Genomic DNA, 15,956 nt, shown 5'->3' with positions numbered 1-15,956 from the left:
ACTGACAATCACCTGGTGAGAGCGGTTGCCGGTACGCGCTTGTAGTAGATCGTCGTCGGACGCAGCACCCCGCCGGGGTCGGCCGCGTAGTCCGGGATGGCGCCGATGGGGGTCCAGCCGCTGGAGCGGTACAGCCGCTCGGCGGGGCTGCCGGTCTCGGTGTCCAGGTGCAGGAGGGTGATGCCGGCCGCCTCGGCCGCGGCCTCCGCCGTGGTCAGGAGCCCGCGGCCGAGGCCGCGCCCACGGGCGTCCGGGTGCACCATCAGCTTCACGAGCTCGGCGCGGTGGCGGCTGTTGGGCTTGCCCGGGAAGGCCAGGCTCACCGTGCCGAGGACCCGGTCCCCGTCGAGCGCCGCCCAGACGACGAGCCGGCCCGCGGCGACGTCCGCGGCCCTCTCCTGCCACCAGGCCAGGGCCTGCGCGCGGCCCAGCGGGGCCAGGAAGCCGACCGAGGCACCCCCGTTCACAGTGCCGGCCAGCAGATCCGCCAACTCCTCAGCGTGTTGCAGCAGTTGAGGTGCGTCCAGGCGGATCACGGCCGCACCACCGCCAGCAGGTACCGGACGCCCTCGGGAGCGGCGCACCGGAACCGGGTCGGGCCCCACACCCGCATCCGGAGGCAGTCCCCGGTGCGGAGGTGGTGTCCGGTGTCCTGCTCGGTCACGTCGAGAGCCCCTTCCAGGATCCAGATGTGCTGCTCGAGACCGGCCACGGGCGGACGGTCGTAGGTGATGTCGGCGCCGGGCGCGAGGCGGGCCTCGACCAGTTCGCCGCGCAGGGCGGGGTGCGGGGGTGACACGGCCCGCCGGACGAAGCCGGAGGTCCGGTCCTGCCAGACGGGCTGCCCGGCGGAGCGGACCACGGCCTCCGGTTCCGCCTCGACCTCGCTGAGCAGCTGGGACATGGTGCGCCCGTAGACGGCGCACAGGCGGTTCAGGAGCGAGGCCGTGGGGCTGGTCTCCGCCCGCTCGGCCCGGGACAGGGTGGACCGGCTCACCCCGCTGCGGTCGGCCAACTCGCCCAGGGACCAGCCGTGTTCGGCCCGCAGCTCGGCCAGGCGTGCGCCCAGTCGCGCGTCGACGGGGTCCGCCTCGTCGTTTCTCATATCCGGGACGCTATCCCGGATATGAGACGGGCCTGTTAAGGGCCGCTCACACCCGGGCCGCCGCGCCGAGCGCGTCCAGCACCGGGCGGATGAGGGGGTGTTCCTCGGCTCCCCTGCGGACGGCGGCGAAGACCCGGCGCGTGGGGGCCGTTCCGTCGACGGGGCGTACGACCACCCCGGTCAGGTCCATGCCTCGTAGCGCCGAGCGCGGCACCAGGGCGACTCCCGCGTCGGCCGAGGCGAGGGCGACGACCGCACGGAAGTCGTCCGAGCAGTGCTCCATGCGGGGCTGGAAACCGGCGTTCTCGCAGGCCAGGATCACCACGTCGTGGCAGGGGTTGCCGGGGTACTGGCCGATCCACGGGTCCTTGGCCAGGTCCGCGAGCGGCACCTCGGCCGCGTCGGCCAGGCGGTGGGTGACCGGGACGACCGCGTCGAAGGGCTCGGCGTACAGCGGGACGTGGGTGAGGCGCGGGTCGTCCGCGGGCGGGGCCCCGCGGTACTCGACGGCGACGGCGACGTCGACCTGCCGGTCCAGCACCATCGGCAGGCTGGCGTCGCCCTCGGCGTCCTGGACGCGGATGCGGATCCCGGGCGCCGAGCGGGCGAGACCGGCCACGGCGGGCGCGACGACCAGGGCGATGCCGGTGGCGAAGGAGGCGACCGTGACGGTGCCGGCCGCTCCCGAGCTGTACGCGGCGAGCTCGGCCTCGGCCCGCTCCAGCTGGGCGAGGACCGCGTTGGTGTGGTTGAGCAGGATCTCGCCGGCGGGGGTGAGCCGCACGCCCTTGGCGCCGCGCTCGACGAGCCGATGGCCGGTCTCCTGTTCCAGGGCGGCGAGCTGCTGGGAGACGGCCGACGGGGTGAGGTACAGCGCGGCGGCAGCCGCCGTCACCGTACGGTGGTCGGCCACCGCCCGGAGGATGTGGAGCCGCCGCGCTTCGATCATGCGATCGATTGTCTCAAATGCGTCCCTCAGACCTGCTCGGAGTCCAGCTGGGCCCGTGCCGCCACGAACGCGTCGACCGCGCGGTTGACGTCGTCCGTGGAGTGCGCGGCCGACAGCTGGACGCGGATCCGGGCCTGGCCCTGCGGCACCACCGGGTAGGAAAAGCCGATGACGTAGACGCCGCGCTCCAGCAGCAGCTCCGCCATGCGTCCGGCGACCGCCGCGTCACCGATCATCACCGGGGCGATGGCGTGGTCGCCGGGGAGGACCTCGAAGCCCTCCTCGGTCATGCGGCGGCGGAAGAGGGCCGTGTTCTCGGCGAGCCGGACGCGCAGGTCGTCCGCGGCCTCCAGCAGGTCGAGGACCTTCAGGGAGGCCGCCGCGATGACCGGGGCGAGGGTGTTGGAGAAGAGGTACGGCCGGGAGCGCTGGCGCAGCAGAGCGACGATCTCGGCGCGGGCGGCGACGTAGCCTCCGGAGGCGCCGCCGAGGGCCTTGCCGAGGGTGCCGGTGATGATGTCGACGCGGTCCATGACGCCGTGCAGCTCGGGCGTGCCGCGACCGCCGGGGCCGACGAAGCCGACGGCGTGGGAGTCGTCGACCATGACCATCGCGTCGTAGCGGTCGGCGAGGTCGCAGATCTCGCGCAGCGGGGCGACGTAGCCGTCCATGGAGAAGACGCCGTCGGTGACGATCAGGCGGCGGCGCGCGTCGGAGGCCTCCTTGAGCCGGGTCTCCAGTTCGGCCAGGTCGCGGTTGGCGTAGCGCAGGCGGCGGGCCTTGGACAGGCGGATGCCGTCGATGATGGAGGCGTGGTTGAGGGCGTCGGAGATGACCGCGTCCTCAGAGCCGAGCAGCGTCTCGAACACGCCGCCGTTGGCGTCGAAGCACGAGGAGTAGAGGATCGTGTCCTCCTGGCCCAGGAAGGCGGACAGGCGCGCCTCCAGCTCCTTGTGCACCTCCTGGGTGCCGCAGATGAAGCGGACGGAGGCCATGCCGTAGCCCCAGCGGTCCAGGGCCTCGTGGGCGGCGGCGACGACCTCGGGGTGGTCGGCGAGGCCCAGGTAGTTGTTGGCGCAGAAGTTGAGGACCTCGCCGGGACGGCCGCCCGCGGTGACGTTGACGGTGGCGGACTGCGGACTGCCGATCACGCGCTCGGGCTTGTGCAGGCCGGCGGCGCGGATCTCGTCGAGGGTGGCACGCAGGTCGTCGCGCACGGAGTCGAACATGGGGGAAGCTCCTAAGGTGCTTGCGGTGACAGGGAGTTACGCGGTCCAGTCGAGGATGACCTTGCCGCCGCGGCCGCTCGCCGCGTCCTCGAACGCCGCCTCGAAGTCGCGGTGGCCGTAGCGGCCGGTGATGACGGGCGCGAGGTCCAGGCCGGCCTCCAGCAGGACCGACATGGCGTACCAGGTCTCGAACATCTCGCGGCCGTAGATGCCCTTGATGGTGATCATCGAGGTGACGACGCGGGCCCAGTCGACGGGGAACTCCTGCGCGGGCAGGCCGAGCATCGCAATCCGGCCACCGTGCGTCATGTTGGCGATCATGTCGCGCATCGCCTCGGGGCGGCCGGACATCTCCAGGCCGATGTCGAAGCCCTCGCGCAGTCCGAGCGTGCGCTGCCCGTCGGCGATGGTGGAGCCCGAGACGTCGAGCGCGAGGCTGACACCGATCTTGCGGGCCAGCTCCAGCCGCTCCGGGCTGACGTCGGTGATCACGACGTTGCGGGCGCCGGCGTGCCGGGCCACGGCGGCGGCCATCAGACCGATGGGTCCCGCGCCGGTGATCAGCACATCCTCGCCGACGAGCGGGAAGGACAGCGCGGTGTGCACGGCGTTGCCGAACGGGTCGAAGATCGCGGCCACGTCGAGATCGACCGGCACCCGGTGCACCCAGACGTTGGCGGCGGGCAGGGCGACGTACTCGGCGAACGCCCCGTCGCGGCCCACCCCGAGCCCGACGGTCGCCCGGCACAGGTGCCGGCGCCCGGCCAGGCAGTTGCGGCACTTGCCGCACACCAGGTGGCCCTCGCCGCTGACGCGGTCGCCGATCGCGATGTCGGTGACGTCCCGTCCGGTCTCGACGACCTCGCCGACGAACTCGTGTCCGAGCACGAGCGGGGTGCTGATCGCCTGCTGTGCCCAGCCGTCCCAGGCCCGGATGTGCAGGTCGGTGCCGCAGATTCCGGTGCGCAGCACCTTGATGAGGACGTCGCCGGGCCCGACGGTGGGCTCGGGGACGTCCGCGAGCCACAGCCCGGGTTCCGCCTTCTGCTTGACCAGCGCCTTCACCGCTACGGCTCCTGGGGGTGAGTCCCGGCTCCGGGTATGCCGAAGGAACCCCTGGGCCGGGAGAGGAGTGGGATCGCACTGAAATCTGCCGTACGGCGGGCGCACCGGTCCATCGAGGATTTCTTAAGCGCCGCCGCAGCTTTCCTTCACGCCCCCCGGGTCCCGCGCCGGATTTCAGTAGGGCGGCAGGCCGTCCCGGCTCTCCAGCTCCACGACGAGCAGCGCGGCGTGCTCCTTGATCGCCGTCAGGCCGGGCTTCCCCCAGGGGCGCGGCTCGACGTCCGCGACGCTGACCGTGCCCAGCACCAGTCCGGTGCCGTCGATGAGCGGCGCCCCCAGATAGGAGCGGATGCCGAACTCGTCGACCACCGGGTTGCCCGCGAACCGCGGATAGTCGCCGACGTCCTCCAGGACGAGGGCCTTGCGGCGTGCCACCACATGGGGGCAGAAGCCGTGATCGCGGGGCAGGGCACGGCCGAGGCACGGGCTGGTGCCGTCGCTGCGCACCACCGGCGCGACGGCCGGCACGAACAGGCCCGCGTAGAACTGCCCGTGCTCGTCGGGGAGGTTGACCATGGCGTACGGCGCCCCGGTGAGCTCGGCGAGGCGGTGCGCGAAGGTGTCGAGTGCGGGCTCGGGGCGCTCCCCCAGACCGAGTCGACGCAGACGGCGGGTGCGGGCGGGGGCCTCCTTGTCCTCGGGTGTGAGCAGCAGACGACCGGCCGGGCGCGGCGGGTCGTAGGTCATGGGCGAGCTCCTGGGCAGTGGGCTTGCGTCATATATGAACTCCGTGGCGGTGTGAAGGGGTCACATGTGGGCGCCATACTCCGTCGCGGGGGCCGGGGTATGGGCGATGAGATGGCGTACCAGGGTCAGCAGGGTCTGGACCCCGGAGCTGGAGATCCGCGCGTCGCAGCACACGACGGGCACGTCATCGCACAGGTCGAGGGCACCACGCACCTCCTCGGGGTCGTAGCGGTAGGCGCCGTCGAACTCGTTGACGGCGATGATGAAGCCGAGGCCGCGCTGTTCGAAGAAGTCGACGGCAGCGAAGCACTCCTGCAGCCGGCGGGTGTCGGCGAGGATGACCGCGCCGAGCGCGCCCGCGCACAACTCGTCCCACATGAACCAGAACCGCTCCTGCCCGGGCGTGCCGAACAGGTACAGCACGTGTTCCGGGTCGAGGGTGATGCGGCCGAAGTCCATGGCCACGGTCGTCTCGACCTTGTTCTCGATGCCGTCGAGGTTGTCGGTCGCGGCACTGACGGTGGTGAGCAGCTCCTCCGTGCTGAGCGGCGCGATCTCGCTGACCGCGCCGACGAAGGTCGTCTTGCCGACGCCGAACCCGCCCGCCACCAGGATCTTCAGCGCGGTGGGGAACGGATCGGCGCCGTGGCCCGGTCGGTCGGTGTAGTCAGAGCTGTCGTCGTAGTCCATCGAGCACTGCCTCCAGAAGGGCCCGGTCCGTCGGGTTGTGGTGGAACGCGGGGGGCTTGGTGGTCAGCGCCCCGCAGTCGACGAGGTCCGCCAGCAGCACCTTGGTGACGGCCACCGGCAGTGTGAGATGGGCGGCGACCTCCGCGACGGCGACGGGCACCCGGCACCGTTCGAGCGCCTGCGCGTGTTCGGGGCCGAGATAGCCGAGGGGGGTCGCCCCGGTGGCCATCACCTGCGACACGAGGTCGAGCGCGACGGTCGGACGGGTGCGGCCGTTGCTGACCGTGAACGGCCGTACCAGCCGCCCGGCCGCGTCGTCGAGCCAGGGCCCGTCACCGGCCGCCGTCACGCTCAAGGCCTCATCGCCGGGGATTCGACGGACTGCCGGGGAGCGGTCACCAGGTAGGGGCGGACGCTCTTGACCAGCATGGCCATCTCGTAGCCCAGCACGGCCGCGTCGGCGTCACGGCCGGCGAGCACGGCCAGGCAGGTGCCGGAGCCGGCGGTGGTGACGAACAGCAGGGTTGAGGCGAGTTCGACGACGACCTGCCGCACGTCGCCGCCGTCGCCGAAGCGGACTCCGGCGCTGCGGCCGAGGGAGTACAGGCCGGAGGCCAGGGCGGCCATGTGGTCGGCGCTGTCCGGGTCGAGGCCGTGCACGGATTTCACGAGGCCGTCGCAGGACAGCAGCACCGCGGCGCTCGTGTGCGGTACGCGCTGTACGAGGCCGCTCATCAGCCAGTCGAGATCGGAAACATGGGCGGTCGGCGCATCGCTCGCCATGGTGGATCGACTCCTTGGGGTACGAAGGTCTGCGGGAGCGCTGGGGGTGGGGGTGGGAAGGGGGGTGGTCATCCGGCGGGTGCGCTCCCGTCCTGCCGGGTGGTGGTCGTGCGGTGGTCGGAACGGGCCCCGGGCGTCGGCATGTTCGAGGGGGACAGCTCCGAGGGGAGCGCCTCGACGTGGACCGGGCGGACGGGCATCGGGTCCCTGTGGGTGGAGCCCGTGGCTGCCGGGTCCGTGTGGGCGGAGTCCACGTAGGAGGAGTCCATGCGGGCGACCTCCGTGTGCGCGGAGTCCGTGTAGGAGGAGTCCATGTGGGCGACCTCCGTGTGCGCGGAGTCCGTGTAGGAGGAGTCCATGTGGGCGACCTCCGTGTGCGCGGACGCCATGGGGGCGGACTCCGTGTGGACGGACGACGTGTCGCCCCACTCCGTGCTCCCGGCCTCCATGCTCTGCTGGGCCTCCGCAAGGCTGATGCCGCGCTGGAAGGCCGCCATCAGTCCGGGGTCGTGTCCCACGAGGTGCTCGGGATCCTGGCGTGGCGTCGGGCCGTCACGCAGCTGGGGCACGATGTGCTCCTGGGCGCGGCGGCGGGGCAGTTGGGGCTTGCCCATGGTGCCGCGGACGGTGCCGTTGTGGAGGGTGGGCGGCTCGGTGACGCTCTCGGCGAGGACCCGCCGGTCGTCGGGACTGATACCGGGCCGTGCCTCGGCGGGGGTGGGGCGCTCTCGACGGGCCGCGCGCACGGGCAGGGGCGCGGGCCGGCCGCCCTGCACGCTCCCACCCGGGCCGGCTTCGGATTCCCGGTCCTGCCCTCGGTACGCCGCGGGAGCGGGGAGCGGGGCCGCCGAGGGCCATGCTCCGGACGCGGGCAGCGGCACGGAGGAGACCCCGAAGTCAGCGTCCCCGACCGGGGATCGCCCTCTGGACGCGTCCGGACCGGTGCTGCTGCCGGGACCCCTGTCGGCCCCGTTCGGACCAGGCAGCCCGGCCTGCCCGGCCTGCCCGCCCGGCCGCCGCGGTGCGGCTGGATGCCCCGTACCGGCCGCTCCGGTCGCCGGCTGCCCCGCTCCCCCGGGCGTCCCCGCCCCGGGCTCCGCTCCCAGCAGCGCCTGCGGCACGACGAGCACCGCCTGCACTCCGCCGTAGATGTTGCTCTGGAGGCGGACGGTGATGCCGTGCCGCCGGGCGAGCTGGGAGACGACGAACAGGCCGATGCGGCCGTCCGCGAGGAGCCGGGCGACGTTCACCTGGTCGGGGTCGGCGAGCAGCGCGTTCATCCGCGTCTGCTCCTCCAGGGGCATGCCCAGTCCGCGGTCCTCGACCTCGACGGCGAGTCCGGAGGTGACGAGGTTGGCGCGCAGCAGGACCTGGGTGTGCGGGGCGGAGAACACCGTGGCGTTCTCGACGAGTTCGGCCAGGAGGTGGATGACGTCGGCGACGGCGTGGCCGCGCAGCTGCCCGTCGATCGGCGGCACCAGTTTGACCCGCGAGTACTGCTCGACCTCGGCGATGGCCGAGCGCAGCACCTCGGTCATGGAGACCGGGTTGCTCCACTGGCGGCGGGAGACGGCCCCGCCGAGCACGGCGAGGTTCTCGGCGTGGCGGCGGATGCGGGTGGCGAGGTGGTCGACGTGGAAGAGCCCCTTGAGCAGGTCGGGGTCCTCCATCTCGTTCTCCAGCTCGTCGAGAATGGAGATCTCGCGGTGCACCAGCGACTGCAGGCGCCGGGCGAGGTTGACGAACACCTCCAGCTTCTGTTCGCTGCCGGCCTGGCTGGAGAGCTGGGAGGCCTGCACCACGGCGGTGACGGCGCCCTCGTGCGCGCGGGACAGGTCGGCGGAGAGGAGGTCGAAGTCGTCGGCGTCCTCGGCGGTGCCGTCGGGCCGGCTCTGCGGTGCGAGTGGGGGCGGCCCGTCGCCGCGGCGCAGCGTCTCGACGAGGGTGCGCAGATCGGCTTCGCGCCGGGCGGTGCTGCGGCGCAGCACACCGATGCGGTCGTGCACGGACCGGGCGGCCCGGTTGGCGGCGATCGCGGCGACCGCGATGCCGACGAGGGCCACGAAGACCGCGCCGCCGAGCACGGCCCACAGGGTGAGGCCCGGCCGCGCTCCGGTGGACCGGACGGTGAAGAGGACGGCGGCGCAGCCGCTGAGGGCGACGGCGACCGGCGGCAGCACCGCCAGACGCATCAGCTGGGGCCGTATGTCTGTTTCGGGCAACGCGGTTGCGGTGCGGACGGCGGGCCGTCCGTGCCGCCCGCCCTCACGGCGGTCTGCGCGTGCGGCCGGGGCGCGTAGGTGAGACATCGGTGTCCTCGTGCTGGTCCGTCGGGCCTGGGTGCCAGGGGGGCTCGCGGGGGTGCGTCCGGGTTCACGTGGCCGCTTGCGCGCGCCTCGGCCCGTGCGTCCGGCCTCCCCCCGCTTGCGCACACCACCGGCACCACGGGGGCCGGTGTGCCGTCCCGGGCCGGGGACCCCGGCACCCCCTGGGCTCGAAACCCCAACACCCCCCAGGCCGGAGGCCCCGGCGACACCCGGGCCCGAAACCCCAGCGATCTCTGGGCCGGACGCCCCTGCGACCCCCAGGCCCGAAACCCCAACGCCCCCCGGCCCCGAAACCCCAACTCCCTCCGGGCCGGAGCCTCCTGCGACCCCCGGCGCGGACATTCGAGCGCCTCCCCGGCCGGAAACCCCACCGCCTCCTGGGCTCAAAGCCCCCGCGGCTCCCGCAACGCCCCCGGCCCCGCCCGCACCACCCCCGGCCACGCCCGCGCCACCGCCGGCAGCCCCCCGCGCGCCGGCGACTCCGGCACCCGTGTCGCCGACCGCGCCCGGGCCGGCGTCGGTGGCGCGCGGGCAGCGGGGATCCCCGTCGCGCCGACTCCCGCGTCCACCCTGCGCCTGCACGTGCCGGCCCCCGCTCCCTCGATCCGCCCTGTTTCCCGACGGCCACTGACAGTAGTCGCCACCGCATCATGTGCGGTGGGCAGTTGACAAACTCATACGGTGAGCGTCCCGCTCTGGTATGAGGTCTCGTACGACAGACCGATAACGCCGTCCCACATCCGGCCGCGAACGAAGAAAGTTCGATCCGACCTGGTCAGAAGTGGTCACACAGAGACGGCGAGGGCCGGGGAGCCTCTCGCTCCCCGGCCCTCGCCGCTGGTCTGACGTACGCCCCTGGTCAGCCCGCCGGGAGCGTCTCGGGGTCCTCGGAGCCCTTGCCGGACCGACGATCATCGTCACTCAACGTATCGGCCTGGGCCACGGCTGCCGCCTCCGACGCCGTCTTGATGCCGGCTCCGGTGAGAGCCTGCGCGGCCACGCGTCCCCCCGTCGGGTCGAGCGCCACCCCACGCCACCACGGATCGGACGGGACGTCCTCGGCCGCGGGCTCGAAGGGCTCGCCGGGACGGGGCAGGGCGACGGCGGCGCCCACAGCGCGGGCCGCCTCCAGCGTCCCCTCGCCTGGGTCCGCCCACGGGTGCGTCGCCAGATTGAAGGTCGCCCAGTGGATCGGCAGCATCGGGCCGTGCTCCGGCCCGCCCTGGAGGTCGAGGTGGGCGCGCATGCCCTCCTCGGGGGTCATGTGGATGTCGGGCCAGAAGTCGGAGTACGCCCCGATCTGGATCATCGTGGCGTCGAACGGCCCGTGCTCGGCGCCGATCTCCTTGAAGCCGTCGAAGTAGCCGGTGTCGCCGCTGTGGTAGATCCGGTGCTCGTCCCCGGCGACGACCCAGGAGGCCCACAGGGTGTGCTGGGTGTTGCGCAGCCCGCGGCCGCAGAAGTGCCGGGCCGGGGTGGCGGTGAGGCCGAGCCCGCCGATCTTGGTCGTCTCGTGCCAGTCCAGCTCGCGCAGCCGGCCGCCGGACACGCCCCAGTGCTCCAGATGCGCGCCGACGCCGAGGGGCACGGCGAACAGCGTGTCGGTGTCCGCGAGCGCCTTGATGGTGGGCATGTCCAGATGGTCGTAGTGGTCGTGCGAGATGACCACGACGTCGACCGGGCCGAGGGCGGCCAGCGGCAGGGGCACGGGATGCAGCCGCTTGGGGCCGGCGAAGGAGAAGGGGGAGCAGCGCTCCCCCCACACCGGGTCGAACAGGACACGTCGGCCGTCGATCTCCGCGAGGACGCTGGAGTGCCCCATCCAGGTCAGCCGCAGGCCGGTGGCCGGAGGCCTGGCGATGTCGGCGAGGGTGGTGGAGTGCACCGGAACGGTGCCCTTCGGGGTGCGGCGGGGCCGGGTGTCCTTGTCGAAGAAGACCTTCGCGAAGTCCAGGGCCGAGCCCGAGGGCCGGGTCCGCGCTGGGCCGCCGGGGTTCTGGAAGACCCCGTCCCTGAAATGGGGCGATCTGCGGATGCGCGCCATGCGCTCACCACTCGGGTCCGCGCCGAACGCCCCGGGCTGGAGCGCGCGGAGCCCGGAGCTCAGGGTACGGAAACCGGCCACGGTACCTCCAGGTGGAGTCGGTCAGGCTTTCCATTATGGTCGGCCCCTCCGACAACACCGGATCACAGGGGCCCCACGGGAGTGGATACTGACCGGTGATTCAGTATCCCGGCGGCGAAGGAGCCCGTATGGCCACCCCCCTGCTGTCCCTGACCTGGACCGATCACCTCACGGGACGGCAGGGCTTCCTGGTCGTCGACCGGCTGGTGCGCGGGGTCGCCAGCGGCGGTCTGCGGATGCGCGCGGGCTGCACCCTGGACGAGGTCACCGGCCTGGCCCGTGGCATGACCGTGAAGGAGGCCCTGCACTACGACCCCGCGAGCCGCTACGTCCCGCTCGGCGGCGCCAAGGGCGGCATCGACTGCGATCCCCGGGATCCCGGGGCGTACCCGCTGCTGGTGCGCTACCTGCGCGCGATGCGGCCGTACATAGAGGGCTGCTGGACGACGGGCGAGGACCTGGGGCTCACCCAGGACCTGGTGGACCGGGCCGCCGCCGAAGCGGGGCTGGTCTCGTCGATCCAGGCCGTGTATCCGCTGCTGGACGACGAGGCCGAGGCCCGGCGGCGCCTGCTGGACGCGTTCGCGGTCGAGGTGGACGGCATCGGCCTGGACGAGCTGGTCGGCGGCTGCGGGGTGGCCGAGGCGGCCCTGGCCGCCCTGGACCGGGACGGGGTGCCGTACGCGGGGACGCGGGTCGCGCTCCAGGGGCTGGGCACCATGGGCGGGGCCACCGCCCGCTTCCTCACGCGCGCGGGGCTCACGGTCGTGGCCGTCGCCGACCTCAAGGGCACGATCGCCAACCGGGCGGGCCTCGACGTCGAGGCGCTGCTCGCCGCCCGGGACGCCCACGGCACGGTGGACCGCTCCGCGTTGCGCCCCGGCGACCGCGAACTGCCCGGCGACGCCTGGCTGTCGGCCGATGCGGAGGTGCTGGTGCCGGCTGCCGTGTCGTACGTGATCGACGCAGCGAACCAGGAGCGGATCACCGCCCGCTGGATCGTGGAGGCGGCCAACATGCCGGTACGGCCGGAGGCGGAGCTGCTGCTGTCCGCGCGCGGGGTGAGCGTGCTGCCGGACGTCGTGGTCAACTCGGGGACGAACGCCTGGTGGTGGTGGACGCTGTTCGGGGACATCGGCGCCGACGCCGAGGAGGCGTTCGCGTACACCCGCCGCTCGATGCGGGTCCTGGTCGAGCGGATGCTGGACCGCGCGCGGGCCGAGGGGACGACACCGCGCGCCGCCGCCCACGCGATCGCGGCGGACCGGCTGCCGGTGATCGCCGAGCGGTTCGGCTGGTTCCGGTGAGGCGGCCGCCCTCCGCCACGGCAGCCGTCGCGGGGCCGGCCGGACAGGCCGAAACGCCCCGTCGAGGGGCCGCACGCGCGTGGGTAGGGTGACGGCGTGACGAGAGTCCGGTTGAGTGTGGCCCAGCGGCGCGGGGATCTGCTGCGGGCCGCCATCGAGCAGATCGAGGCGCGGGGTGTGGCGGCGGTCAGGATCGCCGACGTGGCCTCGGCGCTGGGCGTGAGCAACGCACTGGTCCTCTATCACTTCTCGACGAAGGAGCAGCTGGTAGCCGCCGCGTTCCGGCACGCGGCGGAGGGCGACCTGGCGCATTTGCGCAAGCTGCTCGGCCGCCGTTCACCGGCGCTGCGCCGGCTGCGGTCGGCCGTGCGGTGGTACGCCCCGACCGGGCAGGCCAAGGGCTGGCGGCTGTGGATCGAGGGCTGGGCGGCGGCGCTGCGCGATCCCGTGCTGCGGGAGGTCGCCCAGGACCTCGACCGGCAGTGGAAGGCGGCCCTCGCCGAGGTCATCGCGGAGGGCGTGGCGGCCGGCGAGTTCCGCTGCCCGGACCCGGCCGGCACTGCCCTGCGGCTCACCGCCCTCCTCGACGGCCTCGCCGTCCAGCTGACGTCCTACGCCGGCGCGGTGCCGCGAGCGCGGGCGCAGGAGTGGGTGGAGGAGGCGCTCACCCGCGAGCTGGGCCTGGCGGAGGAAGCGCGGCTGACGCCCTAGATGTGCTGTCCGGGCAGGTTGGTGACGCGGCGCGCGGCCGGGACGGCGGGGCCGCCGATGAGCTTGCTCCCACCCATGGCTGCGACGCCTGCGGGCCGCGCCGGTTTCCGGCCGGCGCGGCCCGCAGGCGCAGGAGCCGTTCTCACGCCACCGACGCGATCCGCATCCTGATGTCGTCCGGCGACAGCGCCCCCTTGGCCGTCACATGGTCGCCCGACGACTCCCCGCGCAGCCGGCGCCCGATCCACGGCACGAGGAACTCGCGCGCCCAGGCGACGTTGTCCCGCCGCATGTCGAGGGCGCCGCGCGGGGGCAGCGGGGGCCACGCCTGCTCGGGGTCGGCCGGCACCTCGAGGCCGAGCACCTGGCCCGCTCGGAGCGCCACGCGGGTGTGCCCCTCGGGCGACAGGTGCAACCGGTCGGCGTCCCAGGCCCTGCGGTCCCGCACACTGCGCAGGGACCACAGGTCGAGCACCGGGCAGCCGTACCGGTCGGCGATGGCACGGACGTGTCCGTTGTACGTGGCGATCTTGCCGCGCAGGTGCTTGAGCACGGGAACGCCACGGGTGTCGAAGCCGGTCGTCACCATGACGGTGCCGGACACGGCGGTGAGCCGGGCCAGCGCCCGCTCGAAGCGTTCGGCCACCTCGTCAGGGTCGGTGCCGGGCCGGATGATGTCGTTGCCCCCGGCACAGAACGAGACGAGGTCCGGGGCCATGTCGACGGCCCGCGGAACCTGGTCCGCCACGATCTGGTCGAGGAGCTTTCCGCGTACGGCGAGATTGGTGTACCGGAAGTCGCCCTCGGGCCTGCGGTCGGCGAGCAGGACGGCGAACCGGTCGGCCCAGCCGACGAACGCCCCGTCGGGGCCGGGATCGCCGACGCCCTCGGTGAAGCTGTCCCCCACCGCCACGTACGACCCGATCACTGCTCTGCTGTCACTCTTCGAATCGTCAGCCACAGCAGCTCATGATTCACCTTCGAATGTGGCCTACGCGACCGTAGGAAAGGGTTGACGGGCGGTGAGATAAGCCACTCCCAAAGTGTTCGCAAACTCCGGAATACACCGCTTGTCAGGGGTGTTCCGGAGTGAGTCGCCAGACCCGGAATCCGCTGATCCGGAAATGGCTCCAGACGGTCCGGAAGGCGAAGTGGCCGCCCGTGTAGGGCTGCGGGTCGGTGTGGTCGAAGACGAGCCGCCCGTTGTTCCACCACCGGACCGTCGAGCCGTCGGAGACGATCCGGACCCGGTTGGGCTCGTTCGGGACCAGCAGCGGCTCGGTGTAGTCGAACACCAGGGGGCGGACGCCGGGCTCGCCGACGTAACGGCGCAGCCGGGTCGTGGTGTTGTAGTTGGCCCCGTATCCCGCGTAGTACGTCGTGAGGTGGTCGTACTCGTCGAGGGCGCCGCCGCGCGGAGTCGCGAAGAGGTCGTCCGGGGAGCGTACGTCGGTCGCGTTCCAGAAGTTGTTGAGGTCCGAGACCCGGTCGTTGACCCCGCCCTCGGAGACGGCGGTCGCGGTGTATTCGAGGACGTACGGCCCTTCGAGCCGCTGCCTGAACCACACGGTCGCACCGCTCGGTACATCGATCTCCAGGATGCCGCGGGAGGCGGTGACGGTGCCGCCGCCCTGGAGTTCGGTGGCCCACCGACCGAGGCCGTGACAGAAGTCGTCGCGCGCGACGAGGCGGCGGTGACGGGGCGCGGCGTGCGCGGTGGCCGTGGGGGTGAGGGCCGCCAGGGCGGCTCCGGCGGCCAGGGCTCCGAACGCTCTGCGGGTGGTCGGCACGGGACACAGCTCCTCGGGATCCGCCGGGAAGGCTCTGGAAAGCGCTTGCACTCCGGACGGGATCACTCTGTCCCAACGGCCGCCGCCTGTCGATCCCTTGACGCGGCCGACGGCATGCGCGCACACCGAAGGCCGGACCCGGGGATCGGGGTCCGGCCTTCGGCCGCGTGTCAGGCAGGTGGTCGTGCGGTCGGTCAGCCGACGGAGACGCCGTGCGAGCGCAGGAAGGCGACCGGGTCCACGTCCGAGCCGTAGTCCGGCGTCGTGCGGATCTCGAAGTGCAGGTGCGGTCCGGTCACGTTGCCGGTGGCGCCCGACAGGCCGACCTGCTGCCCGGCGGTCACGGTCTGGCCGGCCGAGACGGAGAGCTGGGACAAGTGGGCGTACTGGGCGTAATGGCCGTCGTTCAGCTTGATGACGACCTGGTTGCCGTACGCGCCGCCCCAGCCGGCGGAGACGACCGTGCCCGCGCCGACGGCCTTGAGGGAGGTGCCGGTCGGGACGACGAAGTCGACACCGGTGTGGTAGCCGCTGGACCACATGCTGCCGGACATGCGGTACGGGGTGCCGACGGTGGCCCCGTCCACCGGGAGGGCGTACCCACTGGCGTTGCCCTCGGCGGCGGGCTTGGCGGCGGCCGGCTTCGCGGCGGTCTCCGCCTTCGGGGCCGACTCGGCGGCGGACGGCTTCGCGGCCGAGGGCTTCGGGGCGGAGGCCTTCGGCGCGGACGGGGCCGAGGACTTCGGCGCGCCCGCGGCCTGCTTGCCGATCGACAGCTTCAGGCCCGGGTGGATCAGCGACGGGTCGGAGCCGACGGCGGCGCGGTTGTCCGCGTAGAGCTTCTTCCAGCCGCCGCTGACGTTCTGGTCGTCGGCGATCTTCGCGAGACAGTCGCCGGCCTCCACGGTGTAGGTGCGAGCACCGGTGGCCTTTTCGGCGGCCTTCTTCTCGGCCGCCGGAGCGGACTGGACCGCCTTTTCCGGTGCCGACTGCGGGGTGGCGGCGTGGGCGCCGGCGGCTCCCATGAGCGGCAGCGCGAGAGCGGCTCCGCCGGTTCCGGCGACGGCGATGGAGCGGGTGAAACGCTGGGTCTTGGGACGGCGGTGCTTACCCTTCGCGGGCATGGCG

General features: G+C 73.0%; 16 protein-coding genes. 2 read left to right on the top strand and 14 right to left on the bottom strand.

Annotated elements, in window-relative coordinates:
• Positions 1–8: 8 nt before the first annotated feature.
• From RFN52_RS34695 to RFN52_RS34645, 11 genes are all read right to left on the bottom strand, one after another.
• A complete protein-coding gene (locus RFN52_RS34695; protein WP_184852361.1) occupies positions 9–536 on the bottom strand; it encodes a GNAT family N-acetyltransferase in 528 nt (175 codons plus the stop codon).
• Positions 533–1,105: a helix-turn-helix domain-containing protein gene (locus tag RFN52_RS34690; protein ID WP_184852359.1), complete on the bottom strand. Its 573-nt coding sequence runs from the start codon at positions 1,103–1,105 to the stop codon at positions 533–535. Before RFN52_RS34690 ends, RFN52_RS34695 begins: the two co-directional genes overlap by 4 nt.
• A 46-nt stretch (positions 1,106–1,151) precedes the next feature.
• Complete coding sequence (locus RFN52_RS34685; protein ID WP_184852357.1) at positions 1,152–2,054, bottom strand: LysR family transcriptional regulator; 903 nt, start codon at positions 2,052–2,054, stop codon at positions 1,152–1,154.
• Between the two features lie 26 nt (positions 2,055–2,080).
• A complete protein-coding gene (locus tag RFN52_RS34680) occupies positions 2,081–3,283 on the bottom strand; it encodes a glycine C-acetyltransferase (protein ID WP_184852355.1) in 1,203 nt (400 codons plus the stop codon).
• Between the two features lie 36 nt (positions 3,284–3,319).
• Complete coding sequence (gene tdh, locus RFN52_RS34675; RefSeq protein WP_184852353.1) at positions 3,320–4,348, bottom strand: L-threonine 3-dehydrogenase; 1,029 nt, start codon at positions 4,346–4,348, stop codon at positions 3,320–3,322.
• A 174-nt stretch (positions 4,349–4,522) separates the two neighbouring features.
• Positions 4,523–5,095: a GAF domain-containing protein gene (locus RFN52_RS34670; protein WP_184852351.1), complete on the bottom strand. Its 573-nt coding sequence runs from the start codon at positions 5,093–5,095 to the stop codon at positions 4,523–4,525.
• Positions 5,096–5,155: 60 nt separating this feature from the next.
• Positions 5,156–5,785, bottom strand: coding sequence for a GTP-binding protein (locus RFN52_RS34665; RefSeq protein ID WP_184852349.1), 630 nt, complete (start codon positions 5,783–5,785; stop codon positions 5,156–5,158).
• Positions 5,763–6,134 (bottom strand): DUF742 domain-containing protein, encoded by a 372-nt coding sequence (locus RFN52_RS34660; RefSeq protein WP_142166483.1) that lies wholly within the window; start codon positions 6,132–6,134, stop codon positions 5,763–5,765. Before RFN52_RS34660 ends, RFN52_RS34665 begins: the two co-directional genes overlap by 23 nt.
• Positions 6,135–6,136: 2 nt before the next feature.
• Complete coding sequence (locus RFN52_RS34655; RefSeq protein ID WP_184852346.1) at positions 6,137–6,568, bottom strand: roadblock/LC7 domain-containing protein; 432 nt, start codon at positions 6,566–6,568, stop codon at positions 6,137–6,139.
• A 68-nt stretch (positions 6,569–6,636) separates the two neighbouring features.
• Complete coding sequence (locus tag RFN52_RS34650; RefSeq protein ID WP_184852343.1) at positions 6,637–8,877, bottom strand: ATP-binding protein; 2,241 nt, start codon at positions 8,875–8,877, stop codon at positions 6,637–6,639.
• 877 nt (positions 8,878–9,754) lie between these two features.
• Positions 9,755–11,020, bottom strand: a complete 1,266-nt coding sequence (locus RFN52_RS34645; protein WP_184852340.1) for an MBL fold metallo-hydrolase — start codon at positions 11,018–11,020, stop codon at positions 9,755–9,757.
• 128 nt (positions 11,021–11,148) lie between these two features.
• Between RFN52_RS34645 and RFN52_RS34640 the strand changes: the two genes are divergently transcribed.
• Complete coding sequence (locus RFN52_RS34640) at positions 11,149–12,327, top strand: Glu/Leu/Phe/Val dehydrogenase dimerization domain-containing protein (protein WP_184852337.1); 1,179 nt, start codon at positions 11,149–11,151, stop codon at positions 12,325–12,327.
• 96 nt (positions 12,328–12,423) lie between these two features.
• Positions 12,424–13,038 (top strand): TetR/AcrR family transcriptional regulator, encoded by a 615-nt coding sequence (locus RFN52_RS34635; protein ID WP_184852334.1) that lies wholly within the window; start codon positions 12,424–12,426, stop codon positions 13,036–13,038.
• A gap of 142 nt (positions 13,039–13,180) precedes the next feature.
• Here the strand turns inward: RFN52_RS34635 and RFN52_RS34630 are convergent, their stop codons facing one another.
• The 3 genes from RFN52_RS34630 to RFN52_RS34620 all read right to left on the bottom strand — a co-directional run bounded on the left by RFN52_RS34630 (position 13,181) and on the right by RFN52_RS34620 (position 15,952).
• Entirely contained in the window at positions 13,181–13,966 is a 786-nt protein-coding gene (locus RFN52_RS34630) for an SGNH/GDSL hydrolase family protein (protein ID WP_184854142.1), read from the bottom strand.
• Positions 13,967–14,111: 145 nt separating this feature from the next.
• Positions 14,112–14,828 (bottom strand): DUF6250 domain-containing protein, encoded by a 717-nt coding sequence (locus RFN52_RS34625; protein ID WP_184852330.1) that lies wholly within the window; start codon positions 14,826–14,828, stop codon positions 14,112–14,114.
• A gap of 194 nt (positions 14,829–15,022) precedes the next feature.
• Entirely contained in the window at positions 15,023–15,952 is a 930-nt protein-coding gene (locus tag RFN52_RS34620) for a M23 family metallopeptidase (protein ID WP_184852327.1), read from the bottom strand.
• Positions 15,953–15,956 lie beyond the last annotated feature (4 nt).

The sequence above is a fragment of the Streptomyces collinus genome (genome assembly GCF_031348265.1).
In the GTDB taxonomy this organism is placed as follows: domain Bacteria; phylum Actinomycetota; class Actinomycetes; order Streptomycetales; family Streptomycetaceae; genus Streptomyces; species Streptomyces collinus.
Note: the sequence above shows the minus strand (reverse complement) of the source record. Positions and strands in the feature narration are given on the sequence as shown.